This window comes from Paenibacillus sp. NPDC058071, from assembly GCF_042885235.1.
In the GTDB taxonomy this organism is placed as follows: domain Bacteria; phylum Bacillota; class Bacilli; order Paenibacillales; family Paenibacillaceae; genus Pristimantibacillus.
This window is the reverse complement of record NZ_JBHVSK010000025.1, coordinates 24,919-43,910: the sequence shown is the minus strand read 5'-3', so window position 1 is coordinate 43,910 and position 18,992 is coordinate 24,919. Positions and strand designations below refer to the sequence as shown.

At 52.8% G+C, this 18,992-nt stretch carries 11 protein-coding genes and 1 riboswitch; of the genes, 4 read left to right on the top strand and 7 right to left on the bottom strand.

What is annotated here, in order from left to right:
- Positions 1 to 163: 163 nt before the first annotated feature.
- Positions 164 to 682 (top strand): Crp/Fnr family transcriptional regulator, encoded by a 519-nt coding sequence (locus ACFVTB_RS26365; RefSeq protein WP_387756153.1) that lies wholly within the window; start codon positions 164 to 166, stop codon positions 680 to 682.
- Here ACFVTB_RS26365 and hmpA read toward each other — a convergent pair.
- Both hmpA and ACFVTB_RS26355 read right to left on the bottom strand, forming a co-directional pair.
- Entirely contained in the window at positions 649 to 1,863 is a 1,215-nt protein-coding gene (hmpA, locus tag ACFVTB_RS26360) for an NO-inducible flavohemoprotein (protein ID WP_387756151.1), read from the bottom strand. The two genes, ACFVTB_RS26365 and hmpA, sit on opposite strands and share 34 nt — an antisense overlap.
- A gap of 135 nt (positions 1,864 to 1,998) precedes the next feature.
- Positions 1,999 to 2,946, bottom strand: a complete 948-nt coding sequence (locus ACFVTB_RS26355) for an EamA family transporter (RefSeq protein ID WP_387756149.1) — start codon at positions 2,944 to 2,946, stop codon at positions 1,999 to 2,001.
- A gap of 131 nt (positions 2,947 to 3,077) precedes the next feature.
- Positions 3,078 to 3,227, bottom strand: a riboswitch (FMN riboswitch).
- 135 nt (positions 3,228 to 3,362) lie between these two features.
- Between ACFVTB_RS26355 and ACFVTB_RS26350 the strand changes: the two genes are divergently transcribed.
- Positions 3,363 to 3,509 (top strand): hypothetical protein, encoded by a 147-nt coding sequence (locus tag ACFVTB_RS26350; protein ID WP_387756147.1) that lies wholly within the window; start codon positions 3,363 to 3,365, stop codon positions 3,507 to 3,509.
- Between the two features lie 104 nt (positions 3,510 to 3,613).
- Here ACFVTB_RS26350 and ACFVTB_RS26345 read toward each other — a convergent pair whose 3' ends face one another.
- On the bottom strand, positions 3,614 to 5,113 hold the full coding sequence (locus ACFVTB_RS26345; protein ID WP_387756145.1) for an IMP dehydrogenase: 1,500 nt from the start codon (positions 5,111 to 5,113) through the stop codon (positions 3,614 to 3,616).
- 387 nt (positions 5,114 to 5,500) lie between these two features.
- Entirely contained in the window at positions 5,501 to 6,184 is a 684-nt protein-coding gene (locus ACFVTB_RS26340) for a DUF554 domain-containing protein (protein WP_387756143.1), read from the bottom strand.
- Positions 6,185 to 6,462: 278 nt separating this feature from the next.
- Here ACFVTB_RS26340 and ACFVTB_RS26335 point away from each other — a divergent pair, with 278 nt between their 5' ends.
- Positions 6,463 to 7,176 (top strand): response regulator, encoded by a 714-nt coding sequence (locus ACFVTB_RS26335; protein ID WP_387756141.1) that lies wholly within the window; start codon positions 6,463 to 6,465, stop codon positions 7,174 to 7,176.
- Entirely contained in the window at positions 7,154 to 9,322 is a 2,169-nt protein-coding gene (locus ACFVTB_RS26330) for a sensor histidine kinase (protein ID WP_387756139.1), read from the top strand. Before ACFVTB_RS26335 ends, ACFVTB_RS26330 begins: the two co-directional genes overlap by 23 nt.
- A 219-nt stretch (positions 9,323 to 9,541) precedes the next feature.
- Here ACFVTB_RS26330 and ACFVTB_RS26325 read toward each other — a convergent pair whose 3' ends face one another.
- The 3 genes from ACFVTB_RS26325 to ACFVTB_RS26315 form a co-directional block, all read right to left on the bottom strand.
- Positions 9,542 to 11,557 (bottom strand): copper amine oxidase, encoded by a 2,016-nt coding sequence (locus ACFVTB_RS26325; protein WP_387756137.1) that lies wholly within the window; start codon positions 11,555 to 11,557, stop codon positions 9,542 to 9,544.
- Between the two features lie 190 nt (positions 11,558 to 11,747).
- A complete protein-coding gene (locus ACFVTB_RS26320) occupies positions 11,748 to 12,623 on the bottom strand; it encodes a hypothetical protein (protein ID WP_387756135.1) in 876 nt (291 codons plus the stop codon).
- Between the two features lie 155 nt (positions 12,624 to 12,778).
- Entirely contained in the window at positions 12,779 to 18,856 is a 6,078-nt protein-coding gene (locus ACFVTB_RS26315) for an S-layer homology domain-containing protein (protein ID WP_387756133.1), read from the bottom strand.
- Positions 18,857 to 18,992: the final 136 nt, after the last annotated feature.

Here is an 18,992-nt window from a genome sequence, read left to right as displayed (position 1 = left end):
AATCTAGCGGAGAGCCTGCTGTGGATAAACAACCATTTTGCTTGACCCCGACGTGGTATAATAAGCGAGTCACATCAGCCTATTTCCGTTCATAATTGCTGTTTACAAAAAAAGACCGCCATGCAGACGCAGGCAGCCAAGTTCATTTAAGGAGATTCATGAAATGATACTGCATAAAGGAGAGACGCTGTTCCGTCAAGGAGAATCAGGCTCGCTCTTTCGGCTAAACAGCGGTTTGCTTAAAATCATCCGCGTACATCAGGACGGCAGCCCTCTACTCGTTAACATCATTACACCTGGCGAGACAATCCCTCATCACTCCTTGATCAGCCCGTCGCCCTATTACGGGACGGCCATCGCTTTGATAACAAGCGACGTCGACATGATTCCTGCCGCAGACTGGTATAGCCAACTGAAGCAGGAGGACGCTTACCGCCAAATTGCGCTTCTGCTGCAAGATAAGCTTCGCATGATGCAGGCGAGAATCGATCAACTAACCGAGCTTTCGCCCGCCGATCGACTGGTTAAAACACAGCTTTGGTTCAAACGTTACATCGGCTCAGACGAATTGACGGATATATTGACTCAGGATGAGATTGGACAATTTGTCGGCTTGCGCCGCGAGACGGTCAATCGGCTGCTGCGCGCTCAAAGAGCGGCGGATGGACCAAAAAATTCATAATGCAAATCGTCTTCCGCTGCTCCGCCGGCAAGCAAAGCTTCTTTTACTGTTTTCATAAATGGAAGCGGGCCGCAGAAATAGAAGCTTGCGTCGCGAGTCGGAATGACGCTTAGCAGCCACGGATGATCGAGATAGCCTTCCTTCTGGAATTGTCCTGCCTTACGGTCTTCGGCAGTCGGATTGCCATAGACCCAGTACGCCGTCAGCTGCGGATGGCGGGCGGCTAATGCTTCAACCTCGGTTCGAAGCGCATGCGTTTCTCCGTTATTCGTCGCATGGATAAAGACGGCTGGACGATCAGGCGTAAGCTCCGCCGAGGCTTGCAGCATGCTGACCATCGGCGTTAATCCGACGCCGCCGCTTATGAAGACGGCCGGACGACGATCATTTCGTTCGAGCGTAAATGCGCCCGCAGGCGCCGAGACGAGCAACTCGTCTCCTTCTTGCACTTGTTCGTGCAAATAGACCGACACTTTGCCCGCAGGCCGACCGCCTTGCGCATCTTCCTTTTTAACGGAAATGCGGTATTGTGTTTTACCTGGTCCATCCGATAAGCTGTACTGGCGAATATGTCCGTAGCGCTCACCAGGAATATTGAATTTCAAACTGATATATTGCCCCGGCTCAAAGTTTGCCAGCGCTTTGCCGTCCTTTGGCTCCAAATAGAAGGAGGTAATGACGCTGCTTTCCTTCACTTTCCGCCTCACGACAAAAGGTCTAAATTCCGCCCAGCCTCCGGCTTGCTCCGCTGCTTTCTCATACATCTCAGCCTCGACGCCAATAAAGACGTCGGCGATAACGCCATACGCTTCGCCCCAAGCCTGCAGGATCGAATCAGTCGCTGCTTCGCCCAATACATCCTTGATCGCCTTTAGCAAATATTGGCCAACAATCGGATAGTGTTCCGCTTTAACGCCCAAGCTGCGGTGCTTATGTGCAATTTGTTTGACGACCGGCAAAATCGCCTCCAGCCGATCGATATGCTGGGCTGCGGCAAGCACAGTATTCGCTAGAGCGGTTTGCTGCCGTCCCTGCTTTTGATTAGCATGGTTGAATATATGAAGCAACTCCGGATAATCGGCGAACATCGTCTCGTAGAATACTTTGGTGATGGTCGTACCGTGCGCCTCGAGAACCGGAACGGTCGATTTTATAACAGCTATTGTTTGTTCGTTTAGCATTGCGATTCGCCTCTCTTGTCTATGGAATACATCAAGTATACCTAGAGCGAGGCGAACGCTATTGTGATTGGAATCACACTAAAAGGGAATGAATTGTGACGAAACGGCTCTTTCTAGCCGCCGTCCGAGCGAACATCAAAGCCGGTCCTGCTGGCGCGATATCGTGAACAGCGTCGTCCAAATGAGCAGGAAGCCAAGCAGCTGCGCTCCAGTTACGATCGAGCCAAACGCCAGCCAGTTCAACAGTACGCCGACCATCGGAAAGCTGAGTTCGGCGAGTGTCGCATAAGACGCTTTTATTTTACTCAGTCCTTTGTAATATAAAAGCAAGCTGAGCAGCCCCGGCAGCAGCGCCTGCAGCAGCAGATTGATCAGAACGGCAAACTGCGCTCCGGTCCCCTCCGGCAATTGCCAGACGGCGCCTTCGGAAGCGGTAATAACGAGCAGCAGCGGCAGCGCCAGCACAAAGCGGAGCGAAGTGACCGTTTCGTACTTCATCGAGCCGAGCAGATAGCGGCCCATGACGGTCGAGCCGCCCCATAGCAGCGCCGCACCGAGCGACAACAGGCTGCCCAGTTGCATTAAATCATCGACATGACTGAACGGAAACGAGAAGCCAAAGGTCAGCAAGTACGTGCCCGCCAATGCCAGCAGCAACAACGAGCCAATACGACGAGGCAGCAATTCCTTCAGCATGACTCTGGCCAGGACGATGGCGAACAGCGGCTGCAGCTTTTGCAGCAGAAGCACCGCGTTTGGATTGCCGTTCGATAAAGCGACCGTAAACAAAATGGTCGCCAGCGCAGATCCTCCCCACGAGACGAACAGCAGCGCGCCAACCTGGCGAAGTCCGACGCTCCGCAGCTCAGCGCGGTTTTTCCACAATACCGGCGCTGCGGCCATAAATAAAATGACATGCTCCAGCAATACAATTTGCGTAGACGTCAGCGAATCGAGCAAAATAATGCGGAATACGGGATCGACGCCCCATAGAGCCGCTCCCAATACGACGAGCCAAAAAGCCATTTTTCCAGAATTGGACGACCGCAGAGCGGATGAAACAGACGAAACGGATGATTGCATAACAGTTTTCCCCTTTTGTTGAAACAGGACCGGCGATGAGATGCAAAAACCCCGATCCGCATCATAATCGCGAATCGGGGCTGGCCAAATAAACATGCGAGAACAGAGCTAACGCCCCTGCATGCCAATCGGTTGATCTTCTACCATCCGGACTATAACCGTCGGCCTTGGAATTGCACCAAGTCAGTCTCCTTGCCGTTGACGGCTCAGAGAGTCGCGGGCTGCGCTCCGAGAAGAGCTTCACCGCCGGTCAGGAATTTCACCCTGCCCCGAAGATCCATATTTCGTTTTAGAATAGTAATGATTTGTAAAGCATAGTATCACAGTCGGAAATAAGAAAGCAACCTTTATTTTATAAAGCCCTTTCATCATGGGCCTTTTTCTGTAAACTAATGTCAGGAAGGAAGTGATCCTTTTTGAAAGAGTTTATCGGCTATTGCGCTTTATGCAAGAAACCGCTGTATTGCCTCGATGGCTTTCTGGACGGGATCGTACGCGACGACAAGTCAGCCATATGCTTCGTTTGCGCCTCGAATGGCAGCGAGCTGGCAGACAAAGAATAGTCATACGGATGCCGTCTTTCATAAAACGATTTATGAAAAGCCCGGAAGCTTGTCCAAGCAAGCTTCCGGGCTCCATAACGATAGCATATCGTCTCGAACAGGTATTATTCGCCCGACAAGCCGTTATCTTTCATAATAACGTCATGTGCGCCGCCTTCGACAAGGCTGGTCGCAGAAACGAGTGTAATTCTTGCGTTTTGCTGCATATCGGCGATCGAAATGGAACCGCAGTTGCACATCGTCGATTTGATTTTATGAATTGTCTTGTCGAGGTTCTCTTTCAACGTGCCTGCGTACGGCACGTACGAGTCGACGCCTTCCTCGAAGATAAGTCCTTGCTTGCCGCCCGTGTCATACCGCTGCCAGTTGCGGGCACGGTTCGAGCCTTCGCCCCAGAACTCCTTCACGAAGTTGTTGCCTACCTTCAGCTTCTTCGTTGGGCTCTCGTCAAACCGAGCGAAATAACGGCCCATCATGACGAAATCGGCGCCCATCGCCAAAGCAAGCGTAATGTGGTAGTCGTGGACAATGCCGCCGTCGGAACAAATCGGCACATAAATGCCCGTCTCTTTATAATATTGCTCGCGGGCTTCATTCACTTCAATTAATGACGATGCTTGGCCGCGACCGATACCCTTCTGTTCGCGGGTAATACAGATCGAACCGCCGCCGATGCCGACCTTCACAAAGTCTGCCCCGGCGTTGACCAGATACAGGAAGCCCTCGCGGTCAACAACGTTGCCGGCGCCGATTTTCACATCGAAGTTTTCCTTCACATACTTAACCGTTTCAGCCTGCCACTCGCTGTATCCGTCCGAGGAATCGATGACAAGAATGTCAACGCCCGCTTCAACGAGAGCAGGTACGCGTTCCATATAATCCTTCGTATTGATGCCGGCTCCGACGATATAACGTTTGTTGCCGTCCAGCAATCCTTGTGGATTTTCCTTATCCGCATCATAGTCTTTACGGAAAACAAGATGCTGCAAGCATTGATTCTCATCGACGATTGGCAAACAGTTGAGCTTTTTCTCCCAGATCAAATCGTTTGCCTCAGGAAGCGTAATGCCCGAATTTCCATAGATAAGCGAAGTGAAAGGCGTCATGAACTCGTTAATCGGCTTGCTCAGCGAATCGCGGCTCAGCCGGTAATCACGGCTGGTGACGATTCCGAGCAGTTTGCCGCTGGATGTACCGTCTTCTGTAATCGCAACGGTCGAATGTCCGTTCTCTTCTTTGAGCTTAAGCACATCGGCCAGCGTTTGGTTCGGCTTCAAGTTGGAACGGCTAACGACAAAGCCCGCTTTGTATTCTTTTACTTTGCGTACCATTGCGGCCTGATCCTCGACCGACTGGGAACCGAAAATAAAAGAAATACCGCCACATCTGGCCAGCGCCGTCGCCATATTATGGTCGGATACGGACTGCATAACCGCGGATGAGAACGGTATATTCAGAGAAATGGCAGGCTCCTCGCCTTTGGCGAACTTCGTGATCGGCGTTTTCAGCGTTACGTTTTGAGGCGTACACTCTTTCGTCGTCAAGTTCGGGATGAGCAGAAACTCGCTGAATGTTCGGGATGGTTCCAAGTAATACTGTGCCAATGCTCTCAGCTCCTCAATGTGATTTTGTATTGCGGCGGAAAAAGAATGCGTGGACCGGCGCCCACACAAACGATGTTTAAATTCTCAATAATATAGCAGAATGTTTTTTGTTGTGTCAAGGCTTATTCGTTCTCAGCGGACAGCCGCGATTGGCGAAAGCGTTTACCTTCCATTATATAAGTAAGATTCCCTCCCGTTAAGCAAAATTAAAGGCTGTCTTAAAAGCCATTTTTCGGTTTTTACAGCCATGCTTCGAGTTGAGTTTGTGAAAAAAACATCCCGCTTCACTTTAAACTGTGAAACGAGATGTTTTTTGCTCAAAACCGAAATCAGTACATGACTTGAACTGAGGGGAAGCACTGATTATATGTTTGATCCGTTTTTTTTCTATATCCCGAACAAATTTCTGGCCGTCAAATAGACGACGGGAACGAGCAACGCCGGAACAAGGTTGATCGTCCGGAACTTTTTGATGCCAAGAATGCTAAGTCCCGAGCTCAGGATGAGCACACCGCCGATAATCGATATTTCCGTCAGCAAATCAGACGTAATATAAGCTGCCACAGCGCCGGCCGAATAATAAAAGAACGCTTGCCAGCACAGCAGTACAACTGCCGATAGCGCAATGCCGAAGCCGAAGGATGCGGCGAGTACAATCGAGGTGACCAAATCGAGAATCGCATTCGTGAACACATACGTTTGATTGCCATTTAGCGCGCTCTCGATCGGCCCTACGATGGACATCGTGCCGATGCAAAACAGCAGCACGGCGGTTGACAGCCCCTCCGCCAAATTGCCTTTGGAGAACCTTTCGATGATCTGCTTGAAGCGGCGCTCCATATCGAGCTTCTCCCCGATTAAACCGCCGAGCGCCATACTTACTATAAATAAAACCGGATGCTGGCTTTCAGGCATATGCTTCGATACGGCATAAATGCCGAGACCAATGACCGCGAGCCCCATCCCTTGCATTAATATTTCTTCATACCGTTCCTTCATTCCCCGCTTGAAAATACTGCCGATCAAACTGCCGATGACAATAAAGACTGCATTCAAGATCGTTGCTGTCACGTTACCCCGTTCCTCTCTTTACGTTGCCTTTCTCTCCTGTCTACTATAAATGGAAGCCGCTTTACCGGCAACCGCCTTCCCTGAAAAATCGGCTTCTTCTAGCCTATAGTTTTAAGCGAAGGTGAATGGACGATTTAATCGAATCATGAATTTATGTAATGTATTCTTACATTGATATTGCCATTATTACGTTTTCACCCTAATATAAAGGATATATCGTCCGTGATCATTACACGAAACTACCATACGAATAAGTTAAAGCAGATGAGGTGAGCAGCATGTCAGGAGAATTGATATTAACCGTTGACGATGAATCCCGCATCAGCGAACTGGTTGGCATGTACCTGGAGAAGGACGGCTTCCGCCACCGCATGGCGACAAACGGCAAGCAGGCGCTTGAAATCGCGGAAAGCGATCCGCCCGCCCTAATCGTGCTCGATGTGCTCCTTCCCGATATGGAGGGCTATGAGCTGTGCGCCCGGCTTCGCCAGCAAACGGATATTCCGATCGTCTTCCTCACTTGCAAAGATTCCGAGATCGATAAAGTCGTCGGCCTTACGGTAGGGGCGGACGATTACGTGAGCAAGCCCTTTAGCCCGGTGGAGCTCGTTGCCCGCATTAAAGCCCAGCTTCGCCGCAACCGTATCGTCCATCGGCGTGAGGCGGCCGCTGCTCCCCCCGTCCTTGCATCCCAGCATGTCCGTCTCTCCGTCGCTACCCATGAAGCATTCGTCGACGGCAGCCGTCTCGAATTGTCCGCGAAGGAGTTCCAACTGCTCTCCTACTTTATGCGAAACGCCAGACAGGTGCTGAGCGGCGAGCGGCTGCTCACGAATGTATGGGGTTATGAAAGCACGCTTGATACGAAAACACTTCAAGTCCACATCGGCCATCTGCGCAAAAAAATCGAGCGCGATCCTGCCAATCCCGAGCGCATCGTAACGATACGCGGCTTCGGGTACAAATTCGATGAAGCTGTCCAAACGGTATAAATTCGGCGGCCGGCCGAAGTCGTTTGCCGTTCAGCTGCTTCTGGCCGTGCTGACCGGATCGCTTGTGCCGCTGCTTCTCCTTTCCGTCTTCGCCGGACAGACGGTGCTCAGCCAGCTGCAAAAGTCCGGCGCGATGAGCGTAGCGCGGACCGAAGCCAATTATATCCACATGTACGAAAATAATATTGCGGAACAGGTGCAATCGATCGACTCCGAGCTGCGCAAAGTAGAGAGCGCCGTCCTCGTCGCCAAATCGATGGCTGAAGCGATCTTTTCCGATCCTGCGCCGTATGCAAACCCGCTCTCCTTTGTCTTTGACGGCGAGCGGTCACTCTATTACGACCCTGCTTCCGGCAGCAAAGGCGAAGTGACGATTCGGGTCGATCGAGAAAGCGAACGGCCGACTCCCGAACAAGCCCAGGATTTTGCCATAAGCAAAGCACTGTTCCCCATTTTCCAGTCGGAGACGGCCTACAACCGCAACATCGTATCCATGTACTACATTCATCCGCATTCCGGCTCCTTTCATTACCCGGGCTATGAAGGGCCGCAAGAGCTGACACCCCGGAAAATCAACAAGCTGACGACCTATCCTTTTTATACGGATGCTTTGCAAATTCCGCCTGGCGCGAACCGGGTCGTATGGACGAAGCCTTACTTTGACATTACGCCGAGAGGTTGGATGTTTACGGCCACTACTCCCGTATATGACGAGCAACAACGGTTGAAAGGGATCGTCGCCGCGGACGTAACGATCGACAATTTTTTAGGCAATGTCGTGGACACCAGCTTCGACAATCAAGACGGTTACGCCTTGCTGCTCGATACCGATTACCATTTGATCGCCTCGCAGAAGCACGGCATTTCGCAAATCAATCAGATGAATCTGTCGGCGGTATTTCATACACCCGAAGCGTATCGGACTGACAACTACCGCAGGCTGGAGCTGAACGGCGAAGCCAAAGCGGTCTTCAGCCAGGTCATACCGGCAACCAATTGGACGCTCGGTTACGTGATTTCCGAACAAAAGCTGCTGGAGCCCGTCTATTCCGCGACCAAAGAGCTGAATCAACAGACGGAGAAGACGCTATTCATCCAGCTTGCTCTATTATGCGGCTTGGCTATTGCGCTAAGCATCGGGCTCGCTTTTTATTTGCGTTCGAGAATCGCAAGGCCCGTCAACATGCTAACCGAGGCGTTCTCGCGGATCGGCCGCGGACCGGTCGAGCTTCGGGCGGGAGACACCCGTGTTCTCGAGTTCAACCGGCTTCTCTACTCTTTCAATCGAATGGCAGGCAAAATTAGCGAGCTGCTGGAGGAACAGGCGCAGCTGAACAAGGAACTGGAAAGCAAGGTCCAACTGCGTACGATTGAACTGCGGGAGATGAATTGGGAGCTGGAGGAGCGAATTGGCGATTTGATCCGGCTGGAGCAATGGCGCAAGGAGCTGTTTATGAACATCTCGCATGATTTAAAAACGCCGATCACGCTCATTCAAGGCTATATTGAGGCCATCAACGACGGCACAATACCGGAGGCGCAGATCGATACATACTTGAAGCGCATCCATGAAGGCATTCGCACCATTACCCGGCTGGCCCGTAACTTGAACGAGCTTAGCCTGCTCGAAACCCGCCAACTGCAAGCCGATATGAAGCCGCTCCATTCCAACGTGCTATTCCGGTCAGTTAAGGGCAAATGGGAGCCCTATATGGAGCTTGAAAAGCGGCGGTTTGCCGCGGAGGGCGCTGCAGCAGACAGTTTCGTGCAGGGGGACGCCCACTTGCTGGAGCGAGTGCTGGACAATTTGATAGAGAACGCTATCAAATATACAGGAGCGGACTGTCCGATCATCTTCCGATATTCTCTCTCGGACAATGCAGTCCAATTTAGCGTCATCGACGCCGGCCCTGGCATTCCGCGGGACGAAATCCCCTTTATTTTCGACTCCTTCTACCGGGTAGACAAATCGCGCAACAGCGATATCCCCGGCAGCGGCCTCGGCTTATCGATCGCCAAAGAAATCGCCGCCATGCACGGCGGCGAGCTAAGCCTGCGCCTTAACGCGCCTTCGGGCGACGGCTGCACGTTCACACTGTCCTTGCCGTTGTATGAACGGCCAGCTGCGTCAGTCGAAGCTGGTTGAATGGCGCAAATGCCAGTCCACACGGGTGACGGATCGTTTGACCGCCGACGTGTGACCGAACACCGCGTGCCATTAATTTCGCTATATTGAGACCGCTGCTTGTTCGCTATATCGAGTCCGCTGCCTGTCTATATCCTAATACCGCTGTCGCCAGATGTAACGCTATTCACAAATAAAGAAGAGAGTCCCTGATTCGGACCTCTCTTCTTTTGCTTTCTATTACTCTGTTGGCGGAGCCATCAGATCGAGCGTTGGCGTCTCGTTGAAGAAGTTCCAAGGCTTGATCATGGCCGTCACCCATTCGGTCGGCATGATCGGGAACTCTTCGGCGCGCATCACGTGGGTTGTACCCGTCGTGATCCAAACGACCGTATCCTTATTCTCAATGCTGCGGTTCTTTTGCGTCCACAAGCCGAGTCCGGTATCGGTATTGTGTGTCGTATACTTGCCTTCGGAATATTGCTCTTCTTTGCGGTACGGCGTTACCCAAATATGATTTTTAATAAATTCCGCGCGTTTCAGTACGTAGTCCGTCTTCGTGAACAGCGGCTCTTCCATGAATGGATGCGTGCCGCCTGCATAAGGGATGATTTGGTAGCCCGTCGAATTGCCGAGGCGGTTTTTCGACTTCTCGCTAGTGACGAGAACGATTTTGTCCGGGTCGAATTTTTGAATCGCGTCCTGCTCTTTTTTGTACGTCTTCTCAAGCGTAATCATCTCGCTGCGGGCAAATTCCGGATTTGCCACCGTCTCAGCCTTTGGCAAGATTTCACTGACCGAGTTCGTTTCGCCGTCTACGTCCATATCGAGACGGAAATTGAAAATATGCTGATGAGTCGGTGCGACGATGTTGTAATCGACGAGCGTGCCGTTTCTCGTATCTTTGGTTGCCGTAGGATCGTTCATCGTTTTCGTCACAACAGGTTTAATTTGCGCAAGACCAGTTGCCCCTACCATAATTTTAATTGAGCCGTTTTGCAGGAATACCCAGTCCAGCACATAGTCGTAGTTGCCGATCGTTGCGATGGAACGGAGCACCAGCTCACGGCGCTCGCGAGCCTCCCCGTTATGCGACCATTCTGGATCAGCGTAACGCTCGAACAAGGCGAAAGCATTTTTGATCACTTGCGCTTTGCCGGCCGTGTCATTAATCGCTGCATCGAACAGCGTCGCGTTTTTCGGCACGTCGCTGCCAATGTTGAGCGGCCGTGTGGACATGCCAACGCCGTATTCGCCGGCATCCATGAAAATTTTATACAACCAAGCCGGTTCCGGATCGCCGTACGGCACCATCATGCCGCCCATGTAGCCTTCGTACATAATTTTTCGCTTATTGCCGTCGTCATCGTAGGTGACCGTCGAAACGATCGGACCGACGCGCGGATCGAGACGGAAGTGGAAGTTCCAATTTTGCCAATCGATCTGATTGCCCGCGACATCAAAGCTCGCACCATTCGGCTGCGAAATAATTAAAGGCTTAATTTGCTCGGTACGCTTGCTCTTGATTACTTTGGAATAATCGTTCGGATCAGTCGGCACCGGCGGATTCGCGTAATCGTAAATTTTGACGACCTTCTTTGCGTTCAGATCGACCAGGAAAGCGAGTCCGTCCATCGGATGTGCAAAATTGTTGGCCGCGTTCTCAATGATCGGTCTCGGAACCGACATCGCGAGACGGGAGCCTTTTGGCGTCAACTCCGGACCATAGTCGCCAAGCGGGCCGTCGCTGAACCGGATTTTGGTCAAATCGGTTACGCCATGCCGTTTCAATGCAGCTACCGCTTCTGGATCTTTTTTAACAATATCCCCCGTGCTTCCAAACTCGGTATACAGCGGCCACCCTTGTGTAACGGCGGTCCATTTCACGACTTCCCCTTTGTCCAGGTCGACAATGCCTTCATACGGCTTATCTTTTTGAATCGCCGTAAACGTCGCTTGACGCGGCAAGCGCTTGCTGCCGTCCGAGAACTCCCACTCCCACACCTTTGCTTTTTCTGGATCTTCCAGCTTAATCTCCGCAAAATAAAGTCCTTCGGCCGCATGCGACGACTTGAACACAATTTGCGCCGCCTTCTCAATCTCCTGCGGGGTAAGCGGGTTCAACGGATGGTATACAATCGCTTCGACTTCCGCCGCGCTCAGCTTGCCGCTGCCAAATACGCCGTAGCCGATCCCCGTCGAACTCAGCGCAATGCTTGCCGCAACCATTGGGATAATCCACTTTTTCTTGTTCATGTTTTCCCTCCGTCTAGTCTATTGGATTGTCTTTCATGTGAGAAATTGTAACAAGAGAAGGTAAAATCATAACCCGATTTAGGTAAACTTCAGCTAAGAAGTAAGTATCGCTCAATCGGCGGGGACTGAATGCAAAAAGCCTTGATTCGCCCGCAGGAGCGAATCAAGGCTTTAAAGATCGAGCTTATGCCTACTGCACGTTAATTGTAAAAGGAACGATCATAACCTCTCCGTTTCGTTGGAACTGTCCCCACAGCTTATAGAGCCCGCTGCGCGGAAAGCTGACGCCAAAGACGGCTTGCGGGCCCGACGAAGCCCAGTTTAGCGGATGAATGTGCAAATAATCGTTCATTCCTCCGTCCACCGCGACGACATGGCCGACGGCGCCAAGATACAGCTCCAAATCCTGCAGCGGCTTGCCGCTGTCGGCATCCGTGAACGTATACGTCATCGTCATCGCCTGCATGGCCGTCGGCGTTTGATCAAAGCTAAGCGCGACATGAGCGCCGCCATAATCGGCCTCAAGCGTCGAACTGGCTGTTAACGGCTCCCGCAGCGATTGCCGCCCCTCCACAACCGCTTCCGCGTAACGGGTCAGCTCATTCATGCCGGACGGCTGAAAATCGGCATACAGCTTATAGTTGCCGCCGTATTCGAACTGGAGCGGCAGCTCGTATTTACCTTTTCCTTTATATTCAGGATGCACGTGCTGAAAATGCTGCAGGTCGTCGCTTACCGCAACAAGATGAAGCAGCTTTTCGTTCACGATCTCAAACTGCTCGATCAGTTTCCCGTCCTGGCCCGAAACCGTCAACTCGAGCAGCGATTGCTTGCCCGCAGCGGGCGCGCCGTTCGGCCATGCGACACCAATATCAACGGCTTTTTCGGCGGCCGTCTCCATGCTTGGACCGGCATGACGATGGGCTAGCGTCATCGCGTAGGGATCCAGAAATGGATCGGACAAATCGCCTGACGCATCCGATCTGCCGGCCCCTTGAAGCCATACAACAGCTCCGAAGCTGAGCAGGAGCGCGGCTGTAAGCAAGTACCACTTTGCGTTCTTCATGTCAGAATTACCCTCCTCTGGAGCCTCGTTTCACCCCATTGTACCTGCGCCCGGTAAAAGCCGGCTCCGATTCAGGTAAAGCCCAGGTAAAAAAAGAGCCAAGTCCGCCCGGTCTTTCGACCTTAATGGGCAGCCTTGACTCTTTTATTGTTAGATTATCTCACTTGATCTTGCAATCGCTTTACGAACACTTCCACTGTTTTACCGTCCACTTCCGCCCGGGTCGACTCATGAGAAACCGAAGCTTCCTCAATTTGTCCGAATGCCCAGAAGGACGGAGCGATGTCCGGCCACGTTTGCTCCACGCCGGTCAACGGACCTCTGTAAAGCATCCGATTAATGAGCGTGACCGCCTCGGAACGGATAATGCCGTTTAACGGCTTGAAGGTGCCGTCCGGATAACCGGTCGTCATTCCGTTGCGGTAAAGCGATTCGATAGCGGCAGCAGCCCAATAGGAGCCTTTGACGTCCGAATAGTGAAGCTCGATCGGCGTGCCCGTTTCCAGCTTAAGATAACGGGTCATTACAGCCGCTAACTCGCCCCGGGTCACCGGGTCGTTTGGACGGAACTTACCGTCGGTGCCGCCTTGGAAAATGTTATGCTTCGTTACCGTATTGATATACTTGTAAGCCCAATGCGATTTCGGAACATCCGAATACGGTTTCGCTTCTGCGTCGTATTCCCCGATCAGCCTTGCGATAATAGCCGCAAGCTCCGCGCGGTTCAAGAACCGATCAGCTTTGAATGTACCGTCTGGATAGCCAAGAATGTAACGCTGATGCTGCAAATTCCCGGCTCGATTCGAGTAGACTAGCAGTTGCAGTGTCGAGGCTGAAATGATTTTTCCATCGCGATCGGCGAACTCGCTCTTCAGCACAACCGTTCTCTCCTGCTCGCCTTCCGCGAGAGCTGGCCATTGCAGCACGACGCGGAAGCTGCCGGATGCACCGGCCTTCACGTCTTTCACATCCCATACGATTGCGCCTGCAAGCACCTTCCCGCCTGCCGCATCAATCACTTGAACCCCTTCAGGCAGCTTCAATCGAATTTGCCCTTGTTCCAACACAGCGCTTCCGTCGTTTTTGTACAAAACGTCAATCGTTCCGTTGCTTTGTTCCGGGTGCACGGTGCGATCCGTTTGCACGTTAACGATTAGGTTCGGAGCTCCTGGCGTCGGCGTCGGTGTTGGTGTTGGTGTTGGTGACGGCGATGGCTGTGTCGTTGATCCGCCTCCGCTGCTCGCAGGAACCATAGCGAAATCAAACCGGACAATGGATCGATCGACTTTAATGAAGGATTGTCCGTTTTCGGTATAGACGGAGCTCTCTGGATGCGCCCCTTTATCGGCGCGGCTATCATATGAATAATAACCGTTCGCCTCGGCTGTAATGTAATAATCGCTGTCGCCGTAAACCATCCAGGCGTAAGCGCCGCCGGACACGGTTTGCGTCGGGCTGTCGTTGTCGGCCGGAGGGAAGCCTGGCAGCTTCGGCAGCGTTACCGGCCCCGGCGTTATGCCGTTATTCCGATTGCGAACGGTATCCGCATACCAAATGGTGACCTTAACATCCCTGTCGTTAATCACATTGCCCGTTGACGAATTGGTAATATCGCCATAAGGATCGATCAGCTCTTCGTTAATGTTCAATTCACCGGAGGATTGCACCGTTACGCTAGGCAAGCCACCGTCGCGCTTCACATTAATGACGACATAGTTGCGGCCGGTCACGTTGCCGCTGCCGTCCAGCACATTGTAATAGTACCGGATTTCCAATTGGTACTCGTTGTCAGCAGCCGTATTGCCTTGCGGCAAGCCGTCCGCGATAAACAGGCCTTTCTCGTCAATCGCAAAGCCGTCTCCTTCGCCTGCCGTCTGCAGCAAAGAGCCGGACGGATCGACGGCGTTGACGTATTCATTTCCTTTCTTCAGGAAAGCGACGAAGCTCGGCGCGCTCGGCAAGCCGTCCAATACCGAGAAATCGATTAGGCGCAGCTTGCCGTCGGCGTCTTTGCCGCCCAATACGCCTGCTACTGCTTTATTTGCCTTCACTTCGTCGGTGCCGTCGCCCTTAAGCGGCTTATCGACGACCGCTTTTTGCCGGTAAACGATCGTCTGACCGCCGGCAACTGTTTGAGTGTATTCAATCGTATACTTCTGCTTGCTCGGAATAAGGAATTCGTACTCCCCGTTCGCATCGGTTTGAACCGAACCGACTACTGAGCCGTCCTCTCCCCGAATAATAACCGTCTTGCCCGCAAGCGGCACAACGCCGACAGAATCGAACGTTTCGGTCAGCTTGCCTTTCAGCCTCGGCGGTTCGAAATAAATCGTAAATGCCGCCTCGCCGCTGACATCATGAGACAAATCGAAGACGGAAGCTTTCACTTCGATCTCTTGCACCGACGGTTGGCCGGTTAGGTCAGGAGATTGATAATAAATGACCGCTTTGCCGTCTGGACCCGTTAGCGCTTCCGGAACGGACAGCGGGTTGCCGTTCGCATCTACGAAACGGCCGCCGGCTGCCGGCACCTCGAACGTTACTTTCGCCCCGGCAACCGGGTAACCGTTCGAATCTTTGACTGTAGCCGTCAATGTGGTCGACGTTTCGCCGTCACCGACGTTGCGCAGCGGGTTGGCTTTCAGCTCAACGCCGCCTCCAAGCGGAATGGATGAATCCATTGTAAATGCGCTTACGGCCTCGTCTGTCGTATTAAATGCGCCTTTTGCCGTCGCTTCGACGGTATATTTGCCGTTAGCCGAGATCGGCGCATCCGGAACCCAGCTCCAGCTTCCATCCGGAGACGTCGTCAGAGTGCCGTCCACTACCACGTTCTGACCGTCTCGAACGACGATCGTAACGTCTGAACCAGCTTCGCTCTTGCCAGCAATTTGCGTCACCGGCCTGCTGCCTTTCCAGCCGTCCGCCGGCGTATCGATCGTGACATACACGTTGCTGACCGGGAAGCCGCTTTGCGGCTTCAACGTCCGCTCGGGATCGTCTGCATCGACGATGCTGCCGCCATTCGGCGAGTAGCTGAGCTCAACTTTGGCTCCCGGCGGAATTTGTTCGCCGTTTCCAAGCGTCAGCGTCAGCGTATCGGTGCCGCCGCCGTCAATCGAAGCAACCGGAATGGAGCGCGGCTGGCCGGTCTCGCTATACACCGTTACCCAAATCTCCGGGCTGCCTTCCACGGCCGTTTCGGACGAGAATTTCACCTTCACCTTGTTGCGGTCGTTATCGACGGCCGCTTTTTCAGGCTCAAACCATAACTGGTTAGCCACCGGGAATTCCGTCAGCCATCCGAGACTGCGGCCGTTAGGCCCCATTTCCCGAACGTCTATCAGAGAACTGTCGCTCGGGTTAGCTTGTCCCGTCGCATAGTTCATCACAATGTTGGTCGGGTCCGTCTCGTTTTGCAGGACCGGAATGCCTCCTTGCGGAAGTCCGTCGCCGAGCGTAAAGACAAGCGATTTGCCATCGGCGCCGAGTTCAACCGCATTCGGCTTCACTTCCAAGGAGCCGTCGATCGTAAACGAGAAGGCGTACACGCTGTTGGCTACAGAAGCCGGATCAAGAGGCTTGCTGAAGGTCACTTTCACTTTATCGCGGGTCGTATCATTAATAACAACGGCCTGCTGCGGCTTCATTTGATTTTTCACCGGATCATTGACGAACACATCGAGCTCGGAGCCCTGAGTGTCCTTAATGCGTTCGGATGGATCAAGCTTATCTGGGCTGTATGTCAGCGATACTTTCGCATTCAACGGAATGCGGTCATCCTTCAACAGGATGGAAAGCTTGTCCGGCGACGAAGGATCAACGGACAACTCCGCATTCACATCGTTCAAAGTAATCGTATATTCCGGGTCGACGCCGTTATTAATCGTCACTTTGAATGCATCCACAGCGGCGTTCGGCACGACCACATCGCCCGGGAAAGACACTTCGATCTTGCTGCGCTCCTGATCGTTCACAACGCTCATACCGGTCGGCGCGAATCGATTCACGATCTCCACGCCTGTGCCGCCCGATATCGGGAAGCTTTCGAGCGGTGCGCCGCCGGGACCGGCGCCTTTCACCGAACCGGCATCCTTATCATACTGCAGCGGAGGTTTGCTGCCGGCCGGGATGACATAATCAGTCGGAAGATGCGGCGGAAAGGCTGGATCGGACGGATCGACCTCCAGCACCAGCCGGAACGGATCTTCCTCGCCGTACGGATCTTTTACGAAATCTTTCACTTTCAAAGGCACAAGCACCGGATTGGTGTCGGTGCCGATGTTGATCGAGAAGCCGCCTGGCTTGCCCTTGTCATAAGCGACGGGTTTATCCAGTTCAACGATAACCGTACGGCGGTCCGGTCCGACCTCAGCCTTTTCAACTTGCGGAGCAATCGCTTCCTCAAACAGCACGGGCGCGGAATCGAAATTGCCTCCTCCGTACGTTATGCCGTTTAATTCACCGCCGATTCTCGCTTTTACGTTCGTCAGATGCTTGGGGTCGCCCATATTCCAAACATTGACGGTTGCGATGCCGTTCGTGTCGGTCGGCACCGTAATTTCGCGGACGGTAATCGTTTGGCCGTCGCGATCGTAGTAACGCGTTTTCACCGTATAGCCCTCGGCTGTCAAATAAAGCGGCTCGTCGTCTTTCTGCGTTGCGGCGATCGCCGTTCTGCCGCTGCCGATGTTGACGTTCGCATATTTCTCGACGTAATACAGCGAGAACGTTACAGGGTATCCTTCAATAAGCTTGTCTTTAATCGTCCTCACTTCCGCCTCGACGCTTGCCTTCGAGCCCGTCGCGACAATGCCGTTCTCGGTCGTTCCGCCGCCGGATACCGGAACAACATTGGTGCCGTACGGCTTGTTTTCGAAGTTCGTCGCTTTATTGAAGCCGACCGGAGTACCGTCTTTCAATTGGAGTGTCGTCCGATTCAAAATCTGAATGCCCGTAGGCGCCTGCTCGACAGCCTCTTGCGGCGTAACTGCCGCTTGCGGTGCAATCAGACCGCTGAAGTTGTTGAAATGCCACGAGTAAATATCATGATTTTGCGTAGCCCCGCCCGTTGCTGCCGTGAAGCCCATGAATACGTCGTCCTGCAGCAGCTGCTTCGACAGATCGGTCGTATCCGCCAGTATCGGCTGAACTGTCACCGTGCCTTGATTGCCCGTAAGTTCGGCAATCAATTGGCCGTTATCGGCGATTGGGAAAGAAGCGAGCTTAACCGTTTTAATCCTTGAATTGCCGCCGATCGTTTCGCGATCAAGCATACCGTTCGCGCCAACGACAGGCGCCCAATACGTGCCGTCATTATTCTCGCGAATTAAATAGACGCGGAATTGATGCGTCAAGCCATTGTAATCGATCCATGAGTGAAACGCTTTGTAAGGGTCCGCCGTCGCTTCCGTATTCGTCTGTGCGAGCGACATTTGAAGCAGGTCGAGCGTAGCCATATTTTTGCCTTCAACGGGGACTCCGTTGTCCGCAGAAGCTTTTCCCGACTCGCCGTGATTTACGTCGCCGTTTTTCACCAGCGCGACATGCGAGGAGCGGTTACCAGTCACTCCCTCGACAGGAGGCGGATCGTTGCGGGGCTGTCCTTGGTCGATGCCAACGTTGTAATACGTATCATACTCAACGCCAATACTTTTTTGTACGCCGGAATAGCCAAGACCGCCGCCGCTTGCGCCAGCTTCGTTGGAAGCCGTTTGCAGGGCGAAGACGATGCCGTCCGCCTGGGAACCGCCTTCCATTTTGAAGCTGAAATAAGTGCTAAAAGAACGGTTGTCCGACAGCGTCACGCGCTGTTGATTGAATACACTGCCGAAAGCGGTGTTTTGGTTCGAAGCCGCGAGACGTACGATATCCTTTGGGGTACCGTCTACGGTTTTCTTCAGAAAACCGACAATCGATTCCGCCGGATTGTATTTCGGATTCTGCTTCCCGTAGTTGAACTGCAAATAATCCGTGGAGAAGCTTCCGAGCTGGTCGATGCCGTTCTTGCTCTCCTCCACTCCTTTCACTACGCCAGCCGCAAGCGGATTGCTCGCTCCGAAATCGGCGTTCTTCAACGATACATAGACTTTTCCTGGATCCGTCTGCACGGCCGACGCCGCTTCTGCGTTGCGGACCGGCAGCCACGAAAAGCTGGAAGTGACCAGCGCCGCGATCAGCGCGGTCGATAGCCAGCGCTTCCCGCTTGCCCGTTTTAATTTTTGCTCTTTCATCAAAGTGATAGTTCTCCTCTCCATTAGTAGGCTGCTTCGATCCCATCTCGTCATGCTGTCAAGCAAATCTTGACAGAAATCGCTAAGCAAATTATGACAAAAGTATCTATACAATTTCTGAACAATAGGTCCTTTT